Below are 21,729 nucleotides of genomic sequence, written 5' to 3' on the forward strand. Positions count from 1 at the left end.
ATTTTAATTTTTTAGAATCCTTGAGATAACCGTGAAGTTAAGGTTTCGATATCGTAATGATCCCTTTTTCACCGCTTTTTACTTCACCGGTCTTGTTCAGCTTCACGGAAGCTCCCTCCGGCAAATTCGAGAAGATCACAGGAGAAATAATCGATTTGGCATTCGCCTTCACATAATCCAGATCCACTTGCATGATCGGTTGTCCCGTGGATACCAGATCCCCCTCTTGTACAAGAACTTCAAATCCTTGCCCCTTCAGCTTAACGGTATTAACGCCGATATGGACAAGCACTTCCTTGCCGCCATCCGACATAATGCCGACCGCATGCTTGCTCGGGAATACGTTAAACACGGTTCCATTAACAGGAGAAGCGATCGTTCCGTTATGAGGTAATACCGCAAATCCATCCCCCGTCATTCGTTCTGCAAACACAGGATCAGGCACATGGGAAATATCCATAAGCTCCCCATCGACTGGGGATACGATCTCCTCCATGACAAGCGTTTCTCCGTCCTGACCAGCCTGCTGCTCCTCTTTAGCAGTCGGCATCGTCTCCACATCCGCTGCTTTAGATGCGGTAGTCGGTGTTATACCCGACATAATGTCCTGGATTTGCGATTTAATCGTATCGGAACGGGTGCCGAATATCGCCTGGATATTATTCCCCACCTCCAGCACACCTGACGCACCCAGCTGTTTCAGCCTAGCCTTATCGACATTGCCCTTGTCTTTCACCTCTACCCGTAGCCGGGTAATGCAGGCATCCAGATGCGCAATGTTAGGCTGGCCGCCAAGCGCAGTCAGAATGTTAAGCGGCAGATCATTTTTGCTGTCACCGCCTGCTCTCTGAGAGCCCGTTTCCGACTCAGGTGCGGAAGCGTCCTCCCGGCCCGGCGTCTTCAGATTGAATTTCCGAATGACAAACCGGAAACCGAAATAATAGATTACCGCCATGATAGCACCAACAATGAGTACATTCCACCATGGCGTCCGGTTCGGAATGACACCGAATATCATGTAATCGATCAGACCGCCGGAGAAGGTCATGCCAATCTTGGTACCCAGAATATGCATGGTCATAAAGGATAGACCTGCGAACAGTGCATGCACGGCGAACAAGATCGGTGCAACGAACAGGAAGGAGAACTCAAGCGGTTCCGTGATCCCCGTCAAGAAGGAGGTCAGCGCTGCCGACCCCATAATACCGGCGACAAACTTTTTGTTCTCCGGTTTCGCTTCATGATAGATAGCAAGCGCAGCGGCAGGAAGACCAAACATCATAAACGGATACTTACCCGTCATGAAGGTGCCTGCCGTAAACTCGACGCCATCCCGAAGCTGAGCCATGAATATATTTTGATCACCGCGCACCATTTGACCTGCCTGATTCAAATACTCCCCGAACTCAAACCAGAATGGAGAATAGAAAATGTGGTGCAGACCGAACGGGATCAATCCGCGTTCCACAACGCCGAACACAAAAGCGGACAGCGTCAGGTTTTGTTCCAGCATGAAATGGGATGCAGTGTTAAGCGCAGACTGGATCGGAGGCCATATAAAGACCATTAACAGACCAAGCAAAACGGACGTTGCAGCCGTCATAATCGGAACAAACCGTTTTCCTGCAAAAAAGCCCAGATAAGACGGAAGCTCTATTTTGAAAAATCTCCGGTACATGCTTGCCGCTAATATACCTACAATAATCCCGCCGAATACCCCGGTGGCCAAGGTCGGAATGCCAAGCACGCTGGCATATTCGTAATTCGTGCCAATCATCGATGGCGTCACACCTATAACGCTGCCCATGGTAACGTTCATGACGAGGTAACCGATGATAGCAGCAAGCCCGGCCACACCTTCGCCTCCGGCCAAGCCGACGGCAACCCCCACTGCAAACAGCAAGGATAAATTCGTGAACACGATTTGTCCCGCATTCATCATGACCGTGGCAGCTGCTTGAACCCAAGCCGCATCAAGCCACGGTGCATATTGCAGGAAATCGGGGTTGACCAGCATATTTCCAAGGCCGAGCAATAGTCCGGCCGCCGGCAATATGGCCACGGGCAGCATCAGAGCTTTACCGACCCTTTGCAGTACACCAAAAAGCCGCTTAAACATGAAAATTCTCACCCTCTATCTCGTTGTGGTCACAAAGTTGAATGTAGAGCATCATAAAACAACCAAATCAAAAAAAGGCATGAGTAACCACGGGAAAATGGATGGCTAATCTCATGGATTAGATTACCCAAAAATGGGTAATAACAACCAAATTCCTGTAATACTCATGCCTGATCGAATCAGTTACACGTTTGATTTGAAGTTTTATGCTTCATAACTGTTCGTATTGTAACACCGTTCATTTTTCGTTGCAACCACATGGTGAAGGACTTAATAAAATCTTCACATTTGCTCGCCCTGCTCTTTACGCTGGACCAGCCGCTCCAGATGAATGGTCAAATAACCGGCCTCGGCGGGATATACGGGCTTCTTCAGCCGCTGCTCCATCATCTTCGTCAGTTTCCATGCCAAGGAATACGTATCGGGATATTCACGCTTCAGCAGACCGTCCAATGAACTCGTCTCGTTCACCGCTTCTCCCCGCCGAATCCGCTCCAAGGCAAACCGGAGGTGAGTCAACAGGCGGGAATAGTCCAGCGTATCCCTCGGGATGACATAATCCAGCTGCTGTTCAACAGTGTGTACTAGATCGGCGATCAGCTCCGAATGTTTGCGGACCTCCGAAATGTGCTGGTTTGTGAGCGCACCGTGAAAATGAAGGGCAATGAATCCGATCTCCTCTTGGCCCAAGTCCACCCCAAGCTTCTCCCGGATGGTACGGACGGCATATTCCGCCATCTCGTACTCTTCAGGATACATCTCTTTGGTTTCGTACAAAAAGGGATTATGAATATAGAGACCTTGGGCATGGCGTTTAATGGCAAATGCGATATGATCAGTCAACGCAATGTGGATATGCTCATTCAGAGGAGCGTCGCTGGATTTGGCAGCATTCAGAATAATGTCATTCATCGCCTCAATCAGCTTCTCATCGATGTGAGGCACCAACTGCTTATACTGCTCCTGCTCCTCCGGTTTGGTCAAAATGAACATCTTCTCGGCAGCGGAGGCTAGAATACGGTCTTTATTCTTCCGGTTAAAGCCGATTCCCTTGCCTATAACAACAACCTCGCCATGTTGAGGATGCTTCGCTATGATTACATTATTGTTCAACACTTTAGCCACTTGTAAGCTGCTCACGTTTGCACCTCTTTTTGATTCATACGCGTATACTCGGATATCTTATCAGAAATATAAGAGCGCGGCAAAATCATATGTGGTTGCCAAAGGTCTCCAAAGCGCTGTACCGCTGTCTGTGACCACTATTCCAATCCTACTTGCCGTTCGTTCTATTCTTCCTTCGCAGCACTTGTCTCTACAGCTACAGGTACCGGGACAAGCTCCTGCTGGGCGGCTACCGGCTTTTGGACTGGAGCAGCTTTCTTCGTTGTCAGGCCCTTAATCAGTTCTTCCACATCAATCCCTGACACACTCTTCAGCATTTCAGGCGCCGTGGACATCAGCTCGGTCACATAATTGCTCACGCGAGCCGCTCCTTCGCCTTTGCCTGTATCAACAACCGTCAGCTTGTCGATGGATGAGATTGGCTGCGCAATCTTGCCGGCAAGCTCAGGCAGCATTTTTACGATGATGTCGAGCACCGCAGCTTCTCCGAACTTCTGGAATGCTTCGGCGAGTTTCTCCTTGGCATCGGCTTCGGCAAGACCGCGCAGGCGAATGACTTCGGCTTCGGCCGTACCTTTCGCACGCTCGGCATCCGCAACCGCCAGACCATCCAGGCGCTTCTGTTCGGCAGAAGCTTTAGCTTGAGTTTCGATGGAGTACTGCACCGCATCCGCTTCGCGCATCTTGCGGATCCTATCCGCTTCGGCCGCCTGCTCAACAGCATAGCGATCCGCTTCGGCTTTTTTCTTCACGTCTGCGTCGTACTGCTTCTCGCGAATCATGATTTCTTTTTCCTGCAGATCGATTTCGCGTTCTTTACGAACGAGCTCAACCTTCATCTGCTCCTCAACCGCCGTTTGTCTGGCACGGGCTTCCTGGATATGATAGGCTTGGTCCGCTTCGGCCTTGGCCGTATCCTGCTCCTTTTTAAAGGAAGCGACCTTCAGCTCCCGTTCCTTCTCGGCTTCCGCAATATTCGTGTCGCGAATTACCTCGGCCTTCTGTCCTTCTTCTTCCGCGCGCGCTTTCTGAATCCGCGCGTCGCGCATCGCTTCCGCTTCGGCAATCTCGGCATCCCGCTTTACCGTAGCGATCCGCGGTTTACCCAGCGCTTCCAGATATCCATGCTTGTCGCGAACGTCCTTAATGGTAAAGGAAACGATCTGAAGTCCCATTTTCTTCAGGTCTCTTGCAGCCACACCCTGAACCTCCTGCGCGAACTTGTCGCGGTTACGGTATACTTCCTCTACCGTCATGGAGCCGAGAATGGCACGAAGATGGCCTTCCAGCACTTCCTGGGCTTCGCCCTTCAGCGCTTCAATCGGCTTGCCCATGAATTGCTCGGCTGCCGTTGCCACGTCTTCGATCGAGCTTCCCACTTTAATGATGGCTACCCCATCGGCCATAACCGGAACGCCTTGCTCCGTGTACACTTCAGGTGTCATGACATCCAGCTTATGAGATAAGAGCGATACAAATTCGGAGCGCTGAAATACGGGGAGTATAAAAGCGCCGCCGCCGCGCACGATTTTGATTTTGCGGCCGGATTCATCCTCCGACAAATTTTTGCTTCCCAAAAAAGAACCGGTTACGATCATCGCTTCATCCGGACTCACCGTTTTGTAACGAGCCCAGAACGCAAGTCCTAGCACGACAATGACCCCTACAACAATCGACGGAATTACTAAGTACTCTGGCATTGAATCAATCCTCTCCTTTTCGTTCTTCCAGTTCGGACACTCTCAAGACACCCTCAACAACGTCGACTACCACCACACGGACACCTGCGGCAAGATTTTGACGATCAAAGCTAGACGCGATGTGCGTTGTGTTGCCTGCGCCAATCTTAACCATCACTTCACCGAATCCTTCTGCAGGAAGCGGTACGGTGACAACGCCGATCATGCCCGCCAGCTCCTTTATGGAGAAGCCCGTCGAGTTCTCGCTGTTCTCCATCGGTTTAACGTAGCCGAAGTAGACGAGAATCGAAATGACGATAGCCGCTAAGACAGACAGCGTTACATGGGCACCTGCCGCTAAGTCCGTGTATTTCGTCAGCATGATTCCGGTACCGCCAAATACGGTGATTCCCCCAGCGATTACAACCGGATTGAAAAAATCCACTGACAAAAAGTCCAACAATCCGTCAAGCGCCGAGCTAAGTATGTCGCCAAGCACCACGGTTACGATGGCAAATATCACGCCACCGATTAGACAGCCCCAATATAACGCTTCCATGTTGATTGCCCCCTCTAGAATTCCTTACTGTGTATAACAAGTAATACGGCAAAATGTTTGCTAAAGTTTCAATTATTTCCCTCAAACGTATGAAAATCTCTTCATATCTATATTCCACGTCCCAATTAAAAAGCCTGCACGGCATGAACCGGCAGGCTTTGAAATGATTCTATTCCTTGTCATATAACGACAGGACAACCCTTATAGTGACATCCGATAAATCTCCACGACGTCTTCACGCTGCAGCTTGCGGAAGTTGCCAAAAGGACCAAACCGCATCGCCTTATCGGCCATAGCCTCGATCTGGCTGTCGTCAATATCGTACGCTCCCAGTGTGCTAGGCGCACCGATGGAAGTCCAGAAGCTGCGAAGCGCTTCAATTCCTTCCAATCCGATGGCTTCATCGCTTTTTCCTGCCGGGTCCACTCCGAATACGTTCACGGCAAGTGACTTGAAGCGCTGAGGATCCGCACTTTGATTATATTTCATCCAATTCGGGAACAGGATCGCCAGTCCGCCGCCATGCGGAATATCGTATACGGCAGATACCGCGTGCTCGATGTTATGGGTTCCCCAGTCACCGGCCATCCCCATATTGATCATACCGTTGAGCGCCATCGTTCCGCAGTACATGATCGTCTCGCGGTGCTCATAGTTCTCCAGATCCTCCACCAGCTTCGGTGCCGTATCGATAACGGTACGAAGTATCGTTTCGCAGAATCCGTCCTGCACGGGCGTGTTGGTGTCTTGGTGGAAGTAGTGCTCCAGCACGTGAGACATGATATCTACGATACCGTACACCGTTTGATCCCGCGGAAGAGAGAACGTATGTACAGGGTCCAGAATCGAAAATGCGGGGTACGCATGAGGACTTCCCCAGCCCATCTTCTCTTGGGTTACTTCATTGGTGATAACGGAGCCTCCGTTCATCTCCGATCCCGTTGCAGCCATCGTAAGCACCGTTCCAAGTGGAAGACCCGCTTGCGGAGCCGCTTTGCGCTCTACGAAATCCCACATATCTCCGTCATATTTGGCGCCAACGGCAATGGCCTTGGAGCAGTCAAGGACGCTTCCGCCGCCAACGGCCAGAATGAGATCAATGTTATGCTCCCGGCACAATGCCACACCCTTATGAACCGTCGACAGGCGCGGGTTCGGTTCCACACCGGCAAGCTCCGTGACTACCGCATTTGCTTCCCGCAGTAACGCGATAACCTGGTCGTACAGCCCGCTGCGCTTAATGCTGCCGCCACCATATACAAGCAATACGTTCCGGCCGTATTTGGCCACTTCACTACTTAAAGCACTCAGCTTGCCCTTTCCAAAAATCAACTGAGTCGGATTATGAAAGACAAAAGGTCTCATGTACATTACCTCCATGGCATCTTGTTTGCATCTATATTCTATCGTGCATGCTTTTTCATTCTATACCATTCCCATTATGCAAAACAAACAGCCGTCCTTCTCCAGAAAGAATCGGCTGTTTGAATGATGATCCTAGTTATCGTTAACTTCAATATCTCATATATCCATCAATGAATGTCTATCTGCTGTCTGGAACGTATCCCATATGGCTCAGGAATCGCTGAAATGCCTGTTGTCCTTCCGCCGTCTGTTTATATACCCCGGCATGCTCCAAAATGGTCGTGAATTTGCTGCCGACCTCACGGCGTATCAGTTCGGTGGCCCCGGCTTTATCGGATGCGGTCATTCCCCGTCCTCGCAGCTCCTCGATCCAGTCGCCATGGACGGCGAGCGGATGGTCAGCGGCCTGGCTGTCCGCATACAGCGCCTCGTCCCCCGCCAGAATCTCGGCGATTTGGTCCAGCTCTTCCTTGAGTCTGCCCGGCAGGATCGCCAGTCCCATCACTTCGATCAAGCCGATGTTTTCTTTCTTGATGTGGAACATCTCCCGGTGAGGGTGGAAGATCCCTTCCGGATATTGCTCATTCGTCCGATTGTTCCGCAAAACCAGGTCCATCTCATAGATGCCCTCGTCATTTCGGCGGGCAATCGGAGTCACCGTATTATGGCGGACCCGCTCTCCGTCCACTTCGCTGAACGCTTCAATGTCTGCAGAAGGATCACTGTAGATTTTCCACCCCTCGTATATACTGTTCGCGCATTCAAGGAGGGATTCCCGGTCCTTTGAGGATAGCCGGATAACCGACATCGGCCACTTCACGATGGCCACGGATACGTCCGGATAATCCCCATGCGCAAATCCGGCCACCTTCGGCGCTTTCTGAATCGGGAAGGTATGTCGTCCCCCTTGAAAATGATCGTGCGTGAGAATCGAGCCCCCGACAATCGGAAGATCCGCATTCGAGCCGAGAAAGTAGTGCGGGTAGGCATCGACGAAGCTCAAAAGGCGGGCAAGCGTCGCTTTGGTCAGCTTCATCGGTACATGGTCGTGATGGAATACAATGCAGTGCTCGTTATAATAAACATATGGAGAATATTGGAAGAACCATGGCTCACCGTTCAACTCCAGCGGAATAATGCGCAGGTTCTGCCGCGCCGGGTGATTGACCCTGCCTGCATAACCCACATTCTCCCGGCAGAGCTGGCACTTCGGATAGATCGGCGGAGGCAGCAGTTTGGCCATGGCGATTTCCTTCGGGCTCTTCTCCGGCTTGGATAGATTGATGGTAATCTCAATATCGCCGTACGCGCTGGCATGCCGCCAGTATTCGTTTTTGGCTACGCGATCCATCCGAATATAGTTGGAATCGATGCACAAATTGTAAAATTGTCGGGTAGCCTCGACGATCCCCTGCTCATGCTCAACCGTCCGGAACCGAGCGGCCACTTCCGAAGGTCTTGCCATGAGACGGCCCATGATTTTGGCGTCCAGCAAGTCCCGGTACGTATCTGTATTTTCCGGGATCATGCCATGCGCCGCACCGTAATCAATCAGGATGTCGAGCATAGCCTGAGGCCCATCCGGTATTAGGTCGTTCACTTCGTCACCGTACGGTTCGCTGAACCCGAAATCCTCCAGCAGCAGATTGCGGCTGTAATCCGCATCCGCTGCCTGGATCAGGCCTTTATGAAGCGCAAATCGCACCAGCATTTCAATCGCATGAAGGACCTGCTTGGATTCGGGAGTACTTGATGTTGCAGCATTCATGTTCATCGTCCCCCTTGGATTAATTGTCACCGTAACCGTCCGGACGGCTGCTGTGCCACTTCCATGCGCTCTCGATAATCTCCTCAAGCGTCGTTCTGGATGGCGTCCATCCGAGAACCGTTCGCGCTTTATCCGATGACGCCACCAATACCGCAGGGTCACCTGCACGGCGAGCTTCCATGACAACCGGAATATCGGCACCCGTCACCTGCTTCGATGTCTCGATTACTTCCTTCACCGAGAACCCGAGGCCGTTCCCGAGATTAAACACATTGCTGGATTCCCCGCGGCGGAGGTAATCAACCGCGCGCAGATGCGCATTTGCCAGATCGCTGACATGAATGTAATCACGGACACACGTGCCGTCAGGCGTTGCGTAATCGTCGCCAAACACCGAGATGCTTGGGCGCTGCTTCAAAGCGGTTTGCAGAACAAGCGGGATCAGATGGCTCTCCGGCCGATGATCCTCGCCGATCTTTCCGCTGGCATGCGAGCCGGCTGCGTTAAAGTAACGAAGGGATACATACTTCACCCCAAGCACGGTATCGAACCAGGACATCATCCGTTCCATCATCAGCTTGGTTTCCCCGTACACGTTCGTCGGCTGGGTCCGGTCCGTTTCCTCGATCGGCACCTTCTCAGGCTCGCCGTAGGTTGCGGCCGTTGACGAGAAGACGATCTTACGCACGCCCGCTTCATTCATGGCTTCCAGCAGGCACAGCGTTCCGTATACGTTGTTATCGTAATATTTCACCGGATCTTTCATGCTCTCGCCAACCAGAGAATTCGCGGCAAAATGGATAACGGCATCAATCTCATTTTCCGAGAACAATTGCTTCAGCAGCGCCTTGTCGCGCAAATCGCCGACATACAGCTTTCCGCCCAGCAGCGCTTCGCGATGTCCCGTCTCCAGGCTGTCGATCACAACAACTTCTTCCCCTTGCTCCAAGAGCTCCGCTACGGTGTGAGAACCGATGTAACCCGCTCCGCCAGTCACTAAAATAGCCATATTATTCGCCCTCCTTCACTTCATGCACGCCTTGACCTACGCCACATACGTAGAAGTCGGGCTTCAGTCCCGTTCTGGCTTCGTACTGCTGTCCCACTTCCGCGATGAAACGTTCCACCGCGTCCTCGTGTACGAGGGATACCGTGCAGCCTCCAAAGCCGGCTCCGGTCATTCTGGAACCGATCGTACCCGGAATCCGCTGAGCTTCTTCCACCAGCGCATCCAACTCGTCGCCCGTAACTTCGTACAGATAACGCAAAGAGTCATGGGACTGGTTCATGTATTGTCCGAATGCTTCCAGATCACCGTTCTTCAAGGCCTCCACGGAATCATGCACACGCTGGTTTTCCTCGACGACATGCTGGGCGCGTCTTCGGACCGTTTCATCGCGGATGCTGTCCTGCAAGGTTACGAATTGATCCGGATTCAGTTGAGCGAGATACGATAACGCCGGCAGCTCCTTCTGCAAAATTTCCAAAGCGCGGTCGCACTCGCTGCGGCGTTCATTGTATTTGGAATCGACGAGTCCGCGCCGTTTGTTGGTATTCGAAATCACGATTTTGTATGCTCCGGTTCGGAAAGGCACCAGCTCATACTCCAGCGTATCGCACATTAACAGAATGGCATGATCCTGCTTGCCGTTGGCTACGGCGAATTGATCCATAATGCCGGAGTTGACGCCGACGAACAAGTTCTCCACCCGCTGCGAAAGCTTCGCGATCTCCACCGTATCCGTCTCCTTGCCTTCCATTTTCAAGAAGGCGTAAGCCGTGACCACTTCGATGGACGCCGAGGACGAGAGGCCCGCGCCGTTCGGGATATCCCCATGGTAGAGCAGGTCGTAGCCGCTGCTAAGAGTGCAGCCGATTTTATTCAGCTCCGTTATGACGCCGACCGGGTAATCCGTCCATTGATCGCTTTTGTAGCCATAATCCTCATCCAGGCTGATTGTTAGTTCATAGGGGATATTGGTGGATGAAAAGCTCACCTTGTTATCGTCACGCGGTCTGATAATCAAGGTTGTGCCAAACTCCAAGGCTGCCGGAAGCACATAACCCCCGTTGTAATCCAAGTGTTCCCCGATCAGATTCACGCGTCCGGGCGCGTTAAATATGCGAACCTTATGCTGACTCTCACCGTGCTTGTCCATAAATCTTTCCATAAGCTGTTGCGTCGTCACTGCCCATCACTCCATCCTGTACATATGGTAGTTTTACTGTCTTCAGTATAATGGAAATCTCGTTAACCGATAATGAAATCTTGTGCGTTACATATGGATTTATGTGACTTCCGGGGGTACAATGAATTTATAAAATCAACGATGACCCCGCAGTTCCTCTTTTTCCCAAACTTATTGTAAAGGAAAATGAATGATGAAACCAACCTATTCTGTTGCTTCCAATCCTGCGCAGCAAGGCAGCGGTTCGCTCCACGTCCGATTCGCCGGCGAGAGCCAGACCCGGCCGGAACATGCATTGGGGCCGAAAATATACGATCATTACTTATTGCATATCATCGAGTCGGGACATGGCGTATTTCGAACCGAAACCGACAGGTATCAGCTTGGCCCCGGCGACTGCTTCCTGATCCATCCCGGCCAAATTGTCAGTTATGTATCCGATGCGAGCCATCCCTGGCGTTACCGGTGGGTCGCCTTTGATGGAGAACACGCCGGCGAAGGCGTATACCATTCGGGACTCACACAAGATAAGCCTGTTCTCCATCTCATGGAGAACAATCCGATTCCCGGCTATGTGTCCCTCATTCAAAGCCATTTTCAATCCAGGGAAGAAAGCTCCCATATCGCTGCCATCGGTTATCTGCATTTAATCTGGGCTGAGATCATGAATCGGAGTGATCGGCCGTCCCGTTTAACGCTGGCAGAACCGCAGGTTCAGCGTACGGTGAAGCAGATGATCAATTACATGGCTTCTCAATACGCTCATCCCGTCTCGATTGAACAAATGTGCGCAAGCCTGGGCTACAACCGCGCGTACCTGTCGCGCATCTTCAAGCAGGAAACGGGCATGACTCCGATTACGTATCTGCTTAAATTAAGAATCGACCAATCCAAGCGGCTGCTGCGCGAACGTCCCGACTTGTCCATCGAGCAGGTTTCCGCATCCGTCGGGCTCACCGATCCGCTCTATTTCTCGCGTCAGTTCAAGCGTCTCGTCGGCCGATCCCCGACGCGGTACCGCAAGGATATCCTCTCATCATCCGCACATACTTAACGATATCGTCTGCCCGATAGATCTAAACGAAAAAGGAGCGCCTGTCAGGTCTGTAATCATCCTGAGGCGCTCCATTCATGTATGTTGGTATCTATGATATTCTGTTCAAAATCCATTCATAAATGGTACATGATCTACCCCTCTGCAGAAGAGGCGTTTTCCGTTTTCAGGATCGCTTCAATGCGATCCAGTTCTTCCTTCGAGAACTCCAGGTTGTTCAAGGCAGCCACATTGTCTTCGATCTGGCTCACCTTGCTTGCCCCGATCAAAGCAGATGTCACCCTGCCGCCACGGAGGACCCAGGCGAGGGCAAATTGGGCGAGACTCTGGTTCCGCGCTTGGGCGATTTGGTTCAAAGCTCTGATCTTGCGCAGCACCTCGGGGGTGATATTGCTTTCGTTCAAGAATACGGATGCACTTGCGGCGCGTGAATCGCCAGGCACGCCGTTCAAATACTTGTTGGTGAGGAGTCCTTGAGCAAGCGGAGTGAATGCGATGCTTCCGACCCCGTTCTCTTCCAGACAATCGAGTAATCCGTTCTCCACCCAGCGATCCAGCATGGAATAGCTTGGTTGATGGATGAGCAGCGGAGTTCCCAGGCTTTTCAGAATCGATATCGCTTCCCGCGTCTTCTCCGGCGAATAATTGGATACTCCAACATAAAGCGCCTTGCCTGAACGAACAAGATGATCCAGGGCTGCCATGGTTTCCTCCAGCGGCGTTTCCGGATCCATCCGATGATGATAGAAAATATCGACGTAGTCCAGGCCCATTCGTTTCAAGCTCTGATCGAGACTTGCTACCAGATATTTGCGCGACCCGAAGTCACCGTAGGGTCCCGGCCACATATAATAGCCCGCTTTGGACGAAATGACGATTTCATCACGGTAAGCCTTAAGATCCCTTGAGAGAACTTTACCGAACGTCTCTTCGGCAGAGCCTGCAGGCGGTCCGTAATTGTTCGCCAGATCGAAGTGGGTAATGCCCAGATCGAAGGAGCGCGTAATCATATTACGCCCGTTTTCATACGAGTCGACACCACCGAAATTATGCCATAATCCAAGGGAGATCGCCGGAAGTTTCAATCCGGATCGCCCCACGCGGTTATACTTCATTCCTTCATAGCGGTCTTCACTAGCCACATAGGTCACTTGCAATCCCTGCCTCTCTAAGTGATAGGTCCATTGCTAAATTCCATCTTAACGTGTTTGAACGTCCTTTGACAAGAAAACGATTACAGACATAGATGCAGCAGCACGCCTCCGCTGTCGCCGTTACGTACGGATCAGCTTATCCACCTGCGTCATGACCTGACCGATCCGATCCGCAATCAAGAGGCCTGCCCGGTGATCGTAAGGGGTTGGATCTGCATTCAGCAAAGCTACCTTGCTTCCATGAAAATAGGATATCAAACTCGCAGCGGGGTGTACCGTCAGGGAAGTCCCGCCAATAATCAATAAATCCGCCGTCGATATTTCCTGAATCGAGCGCATGATGATGTTCTGGTCCAATTCCTCTTCATACAGTACAACATCCGGCCTCACCAGCCCTCCGCAATCCTTGCAGCGCGGGACGGTTTCCTTGATGTCCAGAATATCCTGCAGGCTGTAGTGCCTGGAGCAATCCATGCAATAATTGCGATGCACAGAGCCATGAAGCTCCAACACCTCGGAACATCCTGCGGTCTGATGCAAACCGTCGATATTTTGCGTAATCACCGCCTTCAGCTTACCGTCATGTTCCAGTCTCGACAATAGACGGTGACAGCCGTTCGGCTGTGCATGCGGGTGAAGCATCTTGCTTCGGTAAAAGTCGTAGAACACTTCCGGATGCTTCATGAAAAAAGTGTGGCTGAGCATGACCTCCGGCGGATACGGAGATTGGTGCTCGCTCTGGTATAGTCCGGCTGCCGAACGGAAGTCAGGAATCCCGCTCTCCGTGGAGGTACCGGCTCCCCCGAAAAAAACAATGTAGTCGCTCGCTTCGATCCATGTTGCCAACTGCTCGATTTTTTCCCTGTTCTCCACTCTTTTACACCTCCGTACAGCCCTTAAAATAACACGTCTACCTGTGCACGTCTAATTCATTATAATCGGATATGACGACATCGGCATCTGTCAGATGTACAGGTTCCCCTTCATCTGTCAATAAACCCACAGCCAGAGCGGCGCCTGCTTGCTTCGCCATTTGCATATCCGCGTTGCTGTCACCGATCACCACCGCTTCCTCGGGCATAATCCCAAGCAGTCGGCATGCAGTCTCCGTCATTTCCGGGTGCGGCTTGCCGTTTCGAACCTGATCTCTTCCCAAAATGGCCGTAAAGGAAGAGTGAAGCCCCATCCACTCCAACTGCTCCACGGCATTTGAAGTATCATCCGAAGTAACCACGGCCATCTTCACGGAAGCCAAGCTACACTTCTTCAGAAAATTCTCAAGCCCCGGCATCGGGAATGCCGGCTTCTGCTGACGAACTTCATACATGGCATTTTTCGTAATTTGATGGACCTGCATAATTGCCTCGTTCCAGGGCATTCCCGCAGCATACAGCTGCCAGGCTAGCAGCCCGTTTGTCTCCTCCACGGTGCCCATGGCGAGCGGACCCTGAACATCGTAACCCGACACCCGCCCGTTAGCATCATGATTTGTGCCCAGCACCTGCTCTTTCGGCAGCGTGAAGCCGGCTCCCATTAATTCCAGCCGTTCCTCCATGAATTTGAGCACATAATCGGCCCATCCTCCCCACAGCGCCATGAAATGGAGCAGCGTTCCGTCTTTATCAAACAAAATCCCTTTGCAGGGAACGGTTCGTCCCTTCACTTGAACAAACGGCAATGTAAAAAACCTCCCTATCCTATTCTTGATCATACTCTTATTAAACCATGAAATAAACTCTGATTTAAACGGAATTAACGCTGGGATTCAGAAATCGATCCGATATGGAAATTTACCAATCTTTAGTCGAATGTTTTGATTCATGACAAATAAGCCGTGGTAAGTAACATATACGCATAGCAAATACGACGGTAAAGGAGTGATTTGTGATGGCAAACAGCAGCAATCGAAAGATGACCCGCGAAGAAGCAGGACGTCTTGGCGGCGAAGCGACCGCGAAAAAGCATAGCCGAGAATTCTACCAGGAAATCGGCAAAAAAGGCGGCAAAGCGACGTCCAAGAACCATAGCCGCGAGTTTTACCAGGAGATCGGTCAAAAGGGCGGCGAAGCTACCTCGCGGAATCATAATCGTGAATTCTATCAGGAAATTGGCCGCAAAGGCGGCAAGAAATAGCATCATCACTCAAAAAGAAGCCTGTTCCCGCCCTAGGGGAGCAGGCTCTTTACATGCCATCGCGACAGGCTTCTTTCCATCGCTTCCTATTAATATCATGTAGAAAAACCTACCTTTTTGTGATAGACTCATTTAAAACCTATTCGCTGTTTACAGGTACCCGGCTGCTTTGCCGGAAGACCGCGCTAAAGCGTAACAATTTTATAATAGATCTGGGGGGAAATCGACATCATGACAACCAAAAAAATGCGTTCAGACATGATCAAAAAAGGCTTTGACCGCGCGCCGCACCGCAGCCTTCTGCGTGCAGCAGGCGTTAAGGAAGAGGATTTCGGCAAACCGTTTATCGCCGTATGTAACTCTTACATCGACATCGTTCCAGGTCATGTGCATCTACAGGAATTCGGTAAAATCGTGAAGGAAGCGATCCGTGAGGCCGGCGGCGTTCCGTTCGAATTCAACACCATCGGCGTGGATGACGGAATTGCCATGGGACATATCGGCATGCGCTACTCGCTGCCAAGCCGCGAGATCATAGCGGACTCCTTGGAAACCGTCGTATCCGCTCACTGGTTCGATGGTATGGTATGTATCCCGAACTGTGACAAAATTACGCCCGGCATGCTGATGGGTGCCCTGCGCGTTAATATTCCGACGGTGTTTGTCAGCGGCGGACCGATGAAAGCCGGCGTGGACAGCAAAGGCCGTAAATTGTCCCTGACCTCCGTATTTGAAGGCGTGGGCGCTCACCAGGTCGGCAAAATCAATGATGATGAGCTCCTGGAATTGGAACAATTCGGTTGTCCAACCTGCGGATCCTGCTCCGGCATGTTTACCGCCAACTCCATGAACTGTCTCGCCGAGGCGCTTGGTCTGGCTCTCCCAGGCAATGGTACCATTCTTGCCATCGCCGAAGAGCGCAAAGAATTCGTTAGACAATCCGCCAAACAATTGATGGAGCTCGTAAAAATGGACCTCAAGCCGCGTGATATCGTTACCGTTGAAGCGATCGACAACGCGTTTGCGCTGGATATGGCGATGGGCGGCTCCACCAACACGGTGCTTCATACGCTGGCTCTCGCTCAAGAAGCCGGTCTCGATTACCCGCTGGAGCGGATCAATGAAGTTGCTGACCGCGTTCCTCACATCTCCAAGCTGGCTCCAGCTTCGGATTACTTTATTGAAGACGTACACTTGGCGGGCGGTGTGAGCGCGGTTCTGCATGAGCTTCTCAAGAAGCCGGGCGCACTGCATGGGGATTGCATCACCGTAACAGGCAAGACGCTGGCCGAGAACGTAGCGGGCTGTGAAATCCAGGATCAGAACGTCATCCATCCGATCGATTCCCCGTATTCCGAGCGCGGTGGTCTCGCAGTACTGTATGGTAATCTGGCTCCAGAAGGCTCGATCATCAAAGTCGGTGCCGTTGATCCATCGGTTGGCGGATACCATAAAGGGCCTGCCATCTGCTTTAACTCGCAGGATGAAGCGCTTAGCGGTATTGCCAACGGCAAGGTCAAGGAAGGTCACGTGGTTGTCATTCGTTATGAAGGGCCGAAGGGCGGACCGGGCATGCCGGAAATGCTGGCGCCGACCTCCCAGATTGCAGGTATGGGGCTTGGAGCTAAAGTCGGTCTGATCACAGACGGACGCTTCTCCGGTGCTTCCCGTGGCATCAGCATCGGGCATATCTCGCCGGAAGCGGCAGAAGGCGGACCTATCGCTTTCGTTGAAGACGGAGATATCATTGAGCTTGACCTGAATAACCGGACCATACAATTGCTGGACGTTTCCGATGAGGAAATGGCTGTACGCCGCAGCAAATGGGTTGACTTCGAACCGAAGGTAAAGACCGGTTATCTCGCTCGCTACTCGAAGCTTGTGACGAACGCCAGCTCAGGCGGCGTATTGAAAATCTAACTCATACAAAGCAAAGGGGTTATCCCTCGCAGGCATTGGTAAGCCTGCGGGGATAACCCCTTTTTTATATCCTAATTACATCTTAGAGATAATCCATACATAATAACAGTAAACAAATCGGTTCGATGAACTACATGCCCTGCGATGCACTGGCAACCGCCAGGTCACCCACATGTTCCTGTTGTATTTCCTGCTGCTCCTCGGATGGAGGCTGAAGCTGACTCTTCTTCTCAGCGTAACGCCCGATCAGAACATCCACCGGCATCATGAGCATCTTCGGCTCCATGATATGACTGCCCTCTTTAAGACGGGCCTGCCCTTTCGGGTGGATGACGCTAAGCAGCAGTTTCAGATAAAGTCTGGACGAGCTGGCAAACAGTCCCCGCGGTAAATCCATGACAAGAAATCCGAATTGCTCCGGTCCCCGTGAAATCATGGTTACAGCATACAATCCCTTGATATCCTTGTACTCGGGCCGTTCCAATACCATATTAGCCATAGAAGGCAGGTCTTTCTGCACGGCACGAATCATTTTGATGGCGAGCTGTACTTCCGAACGGGAGCGGCTGCCGATCTCGAACAATTTTTTGTTATCAAAATGGAGCTCCAGCACCTGGTCTCCCTTTTCAAGCCGGCTGCCATCTTCCATCACAACCGTTTTACCGGTAAAAGCACGCTTCCGGAAATGCAGCATCGGATCTGCCGGAGTAACCGTTTCGAGTGCAAATACCGCATGAAATCCTTTTTCCCACAAAAGCCACAACGAGACGATCATACGCTTGAGAGGAGACAGCTTCTTCGCTTTTGCTTTGCTTTCCTTCGCCATCATGTCGTCGATTCGGATGCTTCTCATTCCCTTCTGCTCTGCGACTTTGAGAACACGTTCCAACGCGATCAGCATTTGCTCTGGTGCATCGGGGTTCGCCCCCATCGTCGTGCCGCAGTCATGAAGGAGCATGACCTCGCCACCGCTAAGCTTGGCAAGCATTCGCTGCGTTAGCTTGTCGGCGCCAATCTTGCTCCGCCAATCATTAAACATCGACGACCATAGGATAATGCGGCAGCCGGTATTCTTGGCAAAATCGAATAAATTCACGATTCCCCATGGCGGTCTGTAATAACTCGAACGTTCACCGGTGATGGAGTAAATAATATCATCCGTGCGCTTGACTTGTTTACGGACGGTGACCGGCCGCATAAACCAATTGCTCTTGTGAACATAGTTGTGAATCCCGATCAGATGACCTTCACTATGAATGCGTTTTACAACTTCTGGATGTTTCTCGGCATGAGAACCCACCAGGAAAAACGTCGCCTTCATATTATACTGCTTCAAAAGATCCAGCAGTCTTGGTGTATAGAACGGATCAGGACCATCATCAAAGGTTAAGGCGAAGTCGTTCGAGCCTGTTCCCCTGCGAAATACTCGGAAACCAAATATCCGGGTCAAGATGCCGGGAATGAATGCATAAAAAGATGAAAGGTAAAACAACCATAGCAGTAATGTTTGCATGCTTACTCCCCGCTTTTTATTTCTTTTTCTAATGAACCCACTATTATTATTTTAGCATAGCACTTAAAGAAATAGGCTTTTTTTTCACAAATCGTGTACAATGATATCAATTAATAAAGTATAAAGGAGCCGATATCCCACTATGCTTCCCTTGTATAAAAAATATTGGAGAACCGCCTTCGATATAGGTTTAATCGTGCTTACGGTTTACCTGATCATGTTCATATTCAGCAAGCTGTACCAAATTGCGGCTCCGGTGTTTTTATCTTTCCTCGTTTTCCTGATTATCGAGCCTTTCTCCAAATTCTTGCACCGCAGGGGGCTGCCAAAACCGTTTGCCGCCGCGATATCCGTTCTGCTCTTCCTGCTCGTTATCCTGGGCATCCTGTTCGGAGCCGGGGCGCTCATCGTATCGCAGTTCATGAATCTGCAGGATAATTTGCCGGGTTATACCAAAACAATCCAGAAGCATTTCTCAGAGAGCCTGATGTTTCTCCAATCCAAGCTCGACGCGCTGCCACCGGATCTGACCGACCGTCTGAACGGTTATTTTCAGGACATTACCACTTTTGCCCAGGGTGCAGCCGAGTCGTTCTTCCATTATGTCGTTGGCTTTATGGGGTCGTTCTCCTCGTTCATCGCTAATTTCGGGGTTGCGATCATCCTTGCCTTCTTCCTGAGCATTGAGATCGGCAGCTGGCGGAGAATTGCCAAAGACAAGACGCCAAAGACCCTCAAGACGGCTTTTGTTTTCCTCAAGGAAAATGTATTCAAGGCGATTGGCTCGTATTTAAAAGCCCAGATGAAGCTGGTCAGCATTACCTTTGTCATTGTATACATAGGACTCTTAATATTAGGTACGGGAAATTCCTTGTCCGTTGCGCTCATCTGCGCTGTGTTCGATGTACTGCCGCTGCTGGGTGTTCCCGTTATTCTTATTCCGTGGATTACCTATTTGTTCATCGTCGGCAACACCGGGCTTGCCATTGGCTTGATCGTACTGCTTGCCGTAGTTGTGATTTCCAGACAGCTGCTTGAGCCAAAAATTACAGGTAACTCGATCGGCGTATCCTCTGCATTTCTGATGCTGTCCTTCATGATGATCTCGCTGTCCATTTTTGGAGTTGCCGGTTTGATCCTGGCTCCCATCCTGCTGATTCTCATCAAGGAATTGCTTACCCAAGGATATCTGAAGCAGTGGATCCGGCTGCCGAGCGAAGAATTCGATGTGTCCCCTTGGGACATGTCCCGCTCTTACGCAGAGCCGGAGGCCGATTCAACCGAAGCCAAGAAATCGGAAACCTGACCGAATACGTCGGTTGCCTGATTGCTGCTGTTCGGGCTCCGATTCTCAACCAATACAGCCACGGCATAACGTGGCTTCTCCACTGGGCCGTACCCGACAAACCACTGGTTGTTTCGGGGACGGCCTTTTACTGTTACCTGAGCCGTTCCGGATTTACCGGCAAGAGTCCATTTGCGATTTTTTAATGAGCTGCCAGTTCCCTCTTCGACAACATCCTTCATCCACTCGAGCAGGATGGAAGAGGTTTCACGGGAAATCCCCTTTCCTGATGTTTGCTCCTTTAGCGGATCCGTATCTTGAAGCAACTGGCCGTTAGCATACCGGATCTGCTGTAAAATACGGGGCTTGGTCTTCACCCCGCCATGAAGGAGCGTTACTATCGCATTAGCAGCTTGCAGCGGGGATACGGCAGCGTCTCTTTGGCCTATGCCTGTCTGAACCCTGACACCTGCATCAGAGGCGTCCACAGAACTGGAAAATACCGTGCCCTTCTCTTCATGATCCAATGGCGCGAAGGAACGGAGCCCCAGAAACTGCTGGGATTTCCAACCTACCGTTTGCCCGAAACCCAGCGCGGAGGCCGCCTCCGCCATTTGCTGAGCAGATAATCTCTCCGCAAGTGCAGCAAATACGACGTTGCATGACTCCGCGAAGCCTTCACGAAGATCAATCGTTCCATGCCCTCCCTTTTTCCAGCAGGACATTCCGAACTTACCGTATTCGCCATCACAATGGAAGTGTTCACCTTCAGAGCTTAACCCATTGTCAAGTATGGCTGCAGCCGTGACTAACTTGAAGATGGACCCTGGCGTGGCTGCTTTCAACCCGCGGTTCTCCCACTGACCATCCTTCGGGTGAATCTGCTCCGGATCGTAGAAGGGTCTGGAAACCATGGCCACGATGTCCGCATTTCGGGCATCCAGTACAACAACCGCCCCTTCTTTCATGCCCGCTTTCTCCGTTATGGCCTCAATCCCTTGTTGAATATCGATATCAATCGTGGTGGTTACCCGTAACGGATAGTACCGATTGTCAGGCGCCTTCACCATCGGCTTGATATCCTGAATGACTTCATTGGTGCTGTTAACCGGAAAATAGACGATAGTCGGCCCTTGTCCCCGTATCAATGAATCCATCGTTTTCTCCAATCCACTGGTTCCGGTGACCTCCGGATCATCGTCAAAGAACAGGCTTTCCTTACGCTGACCGGACACAAAACCAAGCCACTGCATTCCCGATTGGCGATGGCCGTACCGCTGCTCATAAGGAAGAACCTTGAGTTTAGGTAGTTCAAGTTCTTGAATCTGCGTTATCTGATCTTTGGTTAAGGAACGAGGAATGAGGGAGTTGTCTCCATGCCACAATTCTGGCTCCTTTAACTTGCCCCAAGTCTGTATCAAATGATCCTTATTCGTTCCCAGTATACGGGCCAGCTTCACTAACTGTTTATGGAAATTCTTCAGTTCCTTCTCGCCAGCAGGAAACAACACGGCTGCCCAGATGAGTTTGCCCGTGAGCGGTTTTCCGTTCCGATCCGTAAAATGTCCGCGACCGGAATCCAGCACAATGCCCCGCTCCCTCTGTATCAGCGATGCCTCTACCATCGTATGCTTGCTGCCGGGAACCCGCTGATGCTTCATCACGAGTTGTACCCATCCAAGACGCAGCGTCAAAACGGCAATTAAAATCGTCAGTATCAGCCATCCGTATGTAATTCGCTTATTGCGGATAAGCCTCATGTCTTGCTCCTCCAATATGGTCTATGGTCTCATCATTATTTCCATATGGAACCTGACTCAATCACGTTCACTTCTCTACCAAAAATGAGCTCTCCAAAAAAAGACC

16 protein-coding genes and 1 pseudogene are annotated in these 21,729 nt (G+C 51.2%); 4 read left to right on the top strand and 13 right to left on the bottom strand.

Features of this window, described 5'->3' with window-relative positions:
- Positions 1–37: 37 nt before the first annotated feature.
- The 8 genes from ptsG to ACETK5_RS19825 all read right to left on the bottom strand — a co-directional run bounded on the left by ptsG (position 38) and on the right by ACETK5_RS19825 (position 10,786).
- A complete protein-coding gene (ptsG, locus tag ACETK5_RS19790; protein ID WP_326114859.1) occupies positions 38–2,119 on the bottom strand; it encodes a glucose-specific PTS transporter subunit IIBC in 2,082 nt (693 codons plus the stop codon).
- A 282-nt stretch (positions 2,120–2,401) separates the two neighbouring features.
- Positions 2,402–3,259, bottom strand: a complete 858-nt coding sequence (gene glcT, locus ACETK5_RS19795; protein ID WP_394057249.1) for a glucose PTS transporter transcription antiterminator GlcT — start codon at positions 3,257–3,259, stop codon at positions 2,402–2,404.
- Positions 3,260–3,408: 149 nt separating this feature from the next.
- Positions 3,409–4,944 carry a flotillin family protein gene (locus tag ACETK5_RS19800; RefSeq protein ID WP_100535801.1) on the bottom strand — a complete coding sequence of 512 codons (1,536 nt, stop codon included), beginning with the start codon at positions 4,942–4,944 and terminating at the stop codon, positions 3,409–3,411.
- Positions 4,945–4,948: 4 nt separating this feature from the next.
- The gene (locus ACETK5_RS19805) at positions 4,949–5,482 is read right to left on the bottom strand and encodes a protease (RefSeq protein ID WP_326114855.1); all 534 of its coding nucleotides are present in this window, start codon (positions 5,480–5,482) and stop codon (positions 4,949–4,951) included.
- Positions 5,483–5,683: 201 nt separating this feature from the next.
- Positions 5,684–6,847, bottom strand: coding sequence for an iron-containing alcohol dehydrogenase (locus ACETK5_RS19810; RefSeq protein WP_326114853.1), 1,164 nt, complete (start codon positions 6,845–6,847; stop codon positions 5,684–5,686).
- Positions 6,848–7,025: 178 nt separating this feature from the next.
- Positions 7,026–8,615, bottom strand: a complete 1,590-nt coding sequence (locus ACETK5_RS19815; protein WP_394057252.1) for a UDP-glucose--hexose-1-phosphate uridylyltransferase — start codon at positions 8,613–8,615, stop codon at positions 7,026–7,028.
- A 19-nt stretch (positions 8,616–8,634) separates the two neighbouring features.
- Positions 8,635–9,624: a UDP-glucose 4-epimerase GalE gene (gene galE / locus ACETK5_RS19820; protein ID WP_100535797.1), complete on the bottom strand. Its 990-nt coding sequence runs from the start codon at positions 9,622–9,624 to the stop codon at positions 8,635–8,637.
- Position 9,625: 1 nt separating this feature from the next.
- The gene (locus ACETK5_RS19825) at positions 9,626–10,786 is read right to left on the bottom strand and encodes a galactokinase (protein ID WP_394057254.1); all 1,161 of its coding nucleotides are present in this window, start codon (positions 10,784–10,786) and stop codon (positions 9,626–9,628) included.
- Positions 10,787–10,994: 208 nt separating this feature from the next.
- On the opposite strand from ACETK5_RS19825, the gene ACETK5_RS19830 reads away from it, so the two are divergent.
- Entirely contained in the window at positions 10,995–11,858 is an 864-nt protein-coding gene (locus tag ACETK5_RS19830; protein ID WP_100535795.1) for an AraC family transcriptional regulator, read from the top strand.
- A 134-nt stretch (positions 11,859–11,992) separates the two neighbouring features.
- Here the strand turns inward: ACETK5_RS19830 and mgrA are convergent, their stop codons facing one another.
- From mgrA to ACETK5_RS19845, 3 genes are all read right to left on the bottom strand, one after another.
- Entirely contained in the window at positions 11,993–13,009 is a 1,017-nt protein-coding gene (gene mgrA, locus ACETK5_RS19835) for an L-glyceraldehyde 3-phosphate reductase (protein WP_100539274.1), read from the bottom strand.
- Positions 13,010–13,132: 123 nt separating this feature from the next.
- The gene (locus tag ACETK5_RS19840) at positions 13,133–13,885 is read right to left on the bottom strand and encodes an NAD-dependent protein deacylase (RefSeq protein WP_100535794.1); all 753 of its coding nucleotides are present in this window, start codon (positions 13,883–13,885) and stop codon (positions 13,133–13,135) included.
- Positions 13,886–13,922: 37 nt separating this feature from the next.
- Positions 13,923–14,690, bottom strand: coding sequence for an HAD family hydrolase (locus ACETK5_RS19845; RefSeq protein ID WP_100535793.1), 768 nt, complete (start codon positions 14,688–14,690; stop codon positions 13,923–13,925).
- A 209-nt stretch (positions 14,691–14,899) separates the two neighbouring features.
- Between ACETK5_RS19845 and ACETK5_RS19850 the strand changes: the two are divergent.
- Positions 14,900–15,139: pseudogene (locus tag ACETK5_RS19850) on the top strand (KGG domain-containing protein); the annotation flags it as partial.
- 237 nt (positions 15,140–15,376) lie between these two features.
- Positions 15,377–17,065 carry a dihydroxy-acid dehydratase gene (gene ilvD, locus ACETK5_RS19855; protein WP_100535791.1) on the top strand — a complete coding sequence of 563 codons (1,689 nt, stop codon included), beginning with the start codon at positions 15,377–15,379 and terminating at the stop codon, positions 17,063–17,065.
- Between the two features lie 130 nt (positions 17,066–17,195).
- Here the strand turns inward: ilvD and ACETK5_RS19860 are convergent, their stop codons facing one another.
- Positions 17,196–18,578 carry a polysaccharide deacetylase family protein gene (locus tag ACETK5_RS19860; protein WP_100535790.1) on the bottom strand — a complete coding sequence of 461 codons (1,383 nt, stop codon included), beginning with the start codon at positions 18,576–18,578 and terminating at the stop codon, positions 17,196–17,198.
- 142 nt (positions 18,579–18,720) lie between these two features.
- Between ACETK5_RS19860 and ACETK5_RS19865 the strand changes: the two genes are divergently transcribed.
- A complete protein-coding gene (locus ACETK5_RS19865; protein WP_100535789.1) occupies positions 18,721–19,884 on the top strand; it encodes an AI-2E family transporter in 1,164 nt (387 codons plus the stop codon).
- Here ACETK5_RS19865 and ACETK5_RS19870 read toward each other — a convergent pair.
- Entirely contained in the window at positions 19,833–21,623 is a 1,791-nt protein-coding gene (locus ACETK5_RS19870) for a peptidoglycan D,D-transpeptidase FtsI family protein (RefSeq protein ID WP_394057257.1), read from the bottom strand. The two genes, ACETK5_RS19865 and ACETK5_RS19870, sit on opposite strands and share 52 nt — an antisense overlap.
- Positions 21,624–21,729: the final 106 nt, after the last annotated feature.

This window comes from Paenibacillus ilasis (assembly GCF_043195395.1).
GTDB classification, from domain to species: domain Bacteria; phylum Bacillota; class Bacilli; order Paenibacillales; family Paenibacillaceae; genus Paenibacillus_AQ; species Paenibacillus_AQ lautus.

Excerpts from the sequence above, each read along its gene's own strand:
- ptsG (WP_326114859.1), bottom strand. The coding sequence starts at position 2,119 with ATGTTTAAGCGGCTTTTTGGTGTACTGCAAAGGGTCGGTAAAGCTCTG.
- ACETK5_RS19800 (WP_100535801.1), bottom strand. The coding sequence starts at position 4,944 with ATGCCAGAGTACTTAGTAATTCCGTCGATTGTTGTAGGGGTCATTGTC.
- ACETK5_RS19805 (WP_326114855.1), bottom strand. The coding sequence starts at position 5,482 with ATGGAAGCGTTATATTGGGGCTGTCTAATCGGTGGCGTGATATTTGCC.
- ACETK5_RS19810 (WP_326114853.1), bottom strand. The coding sequence starts at position 6,847 with ATGAGACCTTTTGTCTTTCATAATCCGACTCAGTTGATTTTTGGAAAG.
- ACETK5_RS19815 (WP_394057252.1), bottom strand. The coding sequence starts at position 8,615 with ATGAATGCTGCAACATCAAGTACTCCCGAATCCAAGCAGGTCCTTCAT.
- galE (WP_100535797.1), bottom strand. The coding sequence starts at position 9,624 with ATGGCTATTTTAGTGACTGGCGGAGCGGGTTACATCGGTTCTCACACC.
- ACETK5_RS19825 (WP_394057254.1), bottom strand. The coding sequence starts at position 10,786 with ATGGAAAGATTTATGGACAAGCACGGTGAGAGTCAGCATAAGGTTCGC.
- ACETK5_RS19830 (WP_100535795.1), top strand. The coding sequence starts at position 10,995 with ATGATGAAACCAACCTATTCTGTTGCTTCCAATCCTGCGCAGCAAGGC.
- ilvD (WP_100535791.1), top strand. The coding sequence starts at position 15,377 with ATGACAACCAAAAAAATGCGTTCAGACATGATCAAAAAAGGCTTTGAC.
- ACETK5_RS19860 (WP_100535790.1), bottom strand. The coding sequence starts at position 18,578 with ATGCAAACATTACTGCTATGGTTGTTTTACCTTTCATCTTTTTATGCA.
- ACETK5_RS19865 (WP_100535789.1), top strand. The coding sequence starts at position 18,721 with ATGCTTCCCTTGTATAAAAAATATTGGAGAACCGCCTTCGATATAGGT.
- ACETK5_RS19870 (WP_394057257.1), bottom strand. The coding sequence starts at position 21,623 with ATGAGGCTTATCCGCAATAAGCGAATTACATACGGATGGCTGATACTG.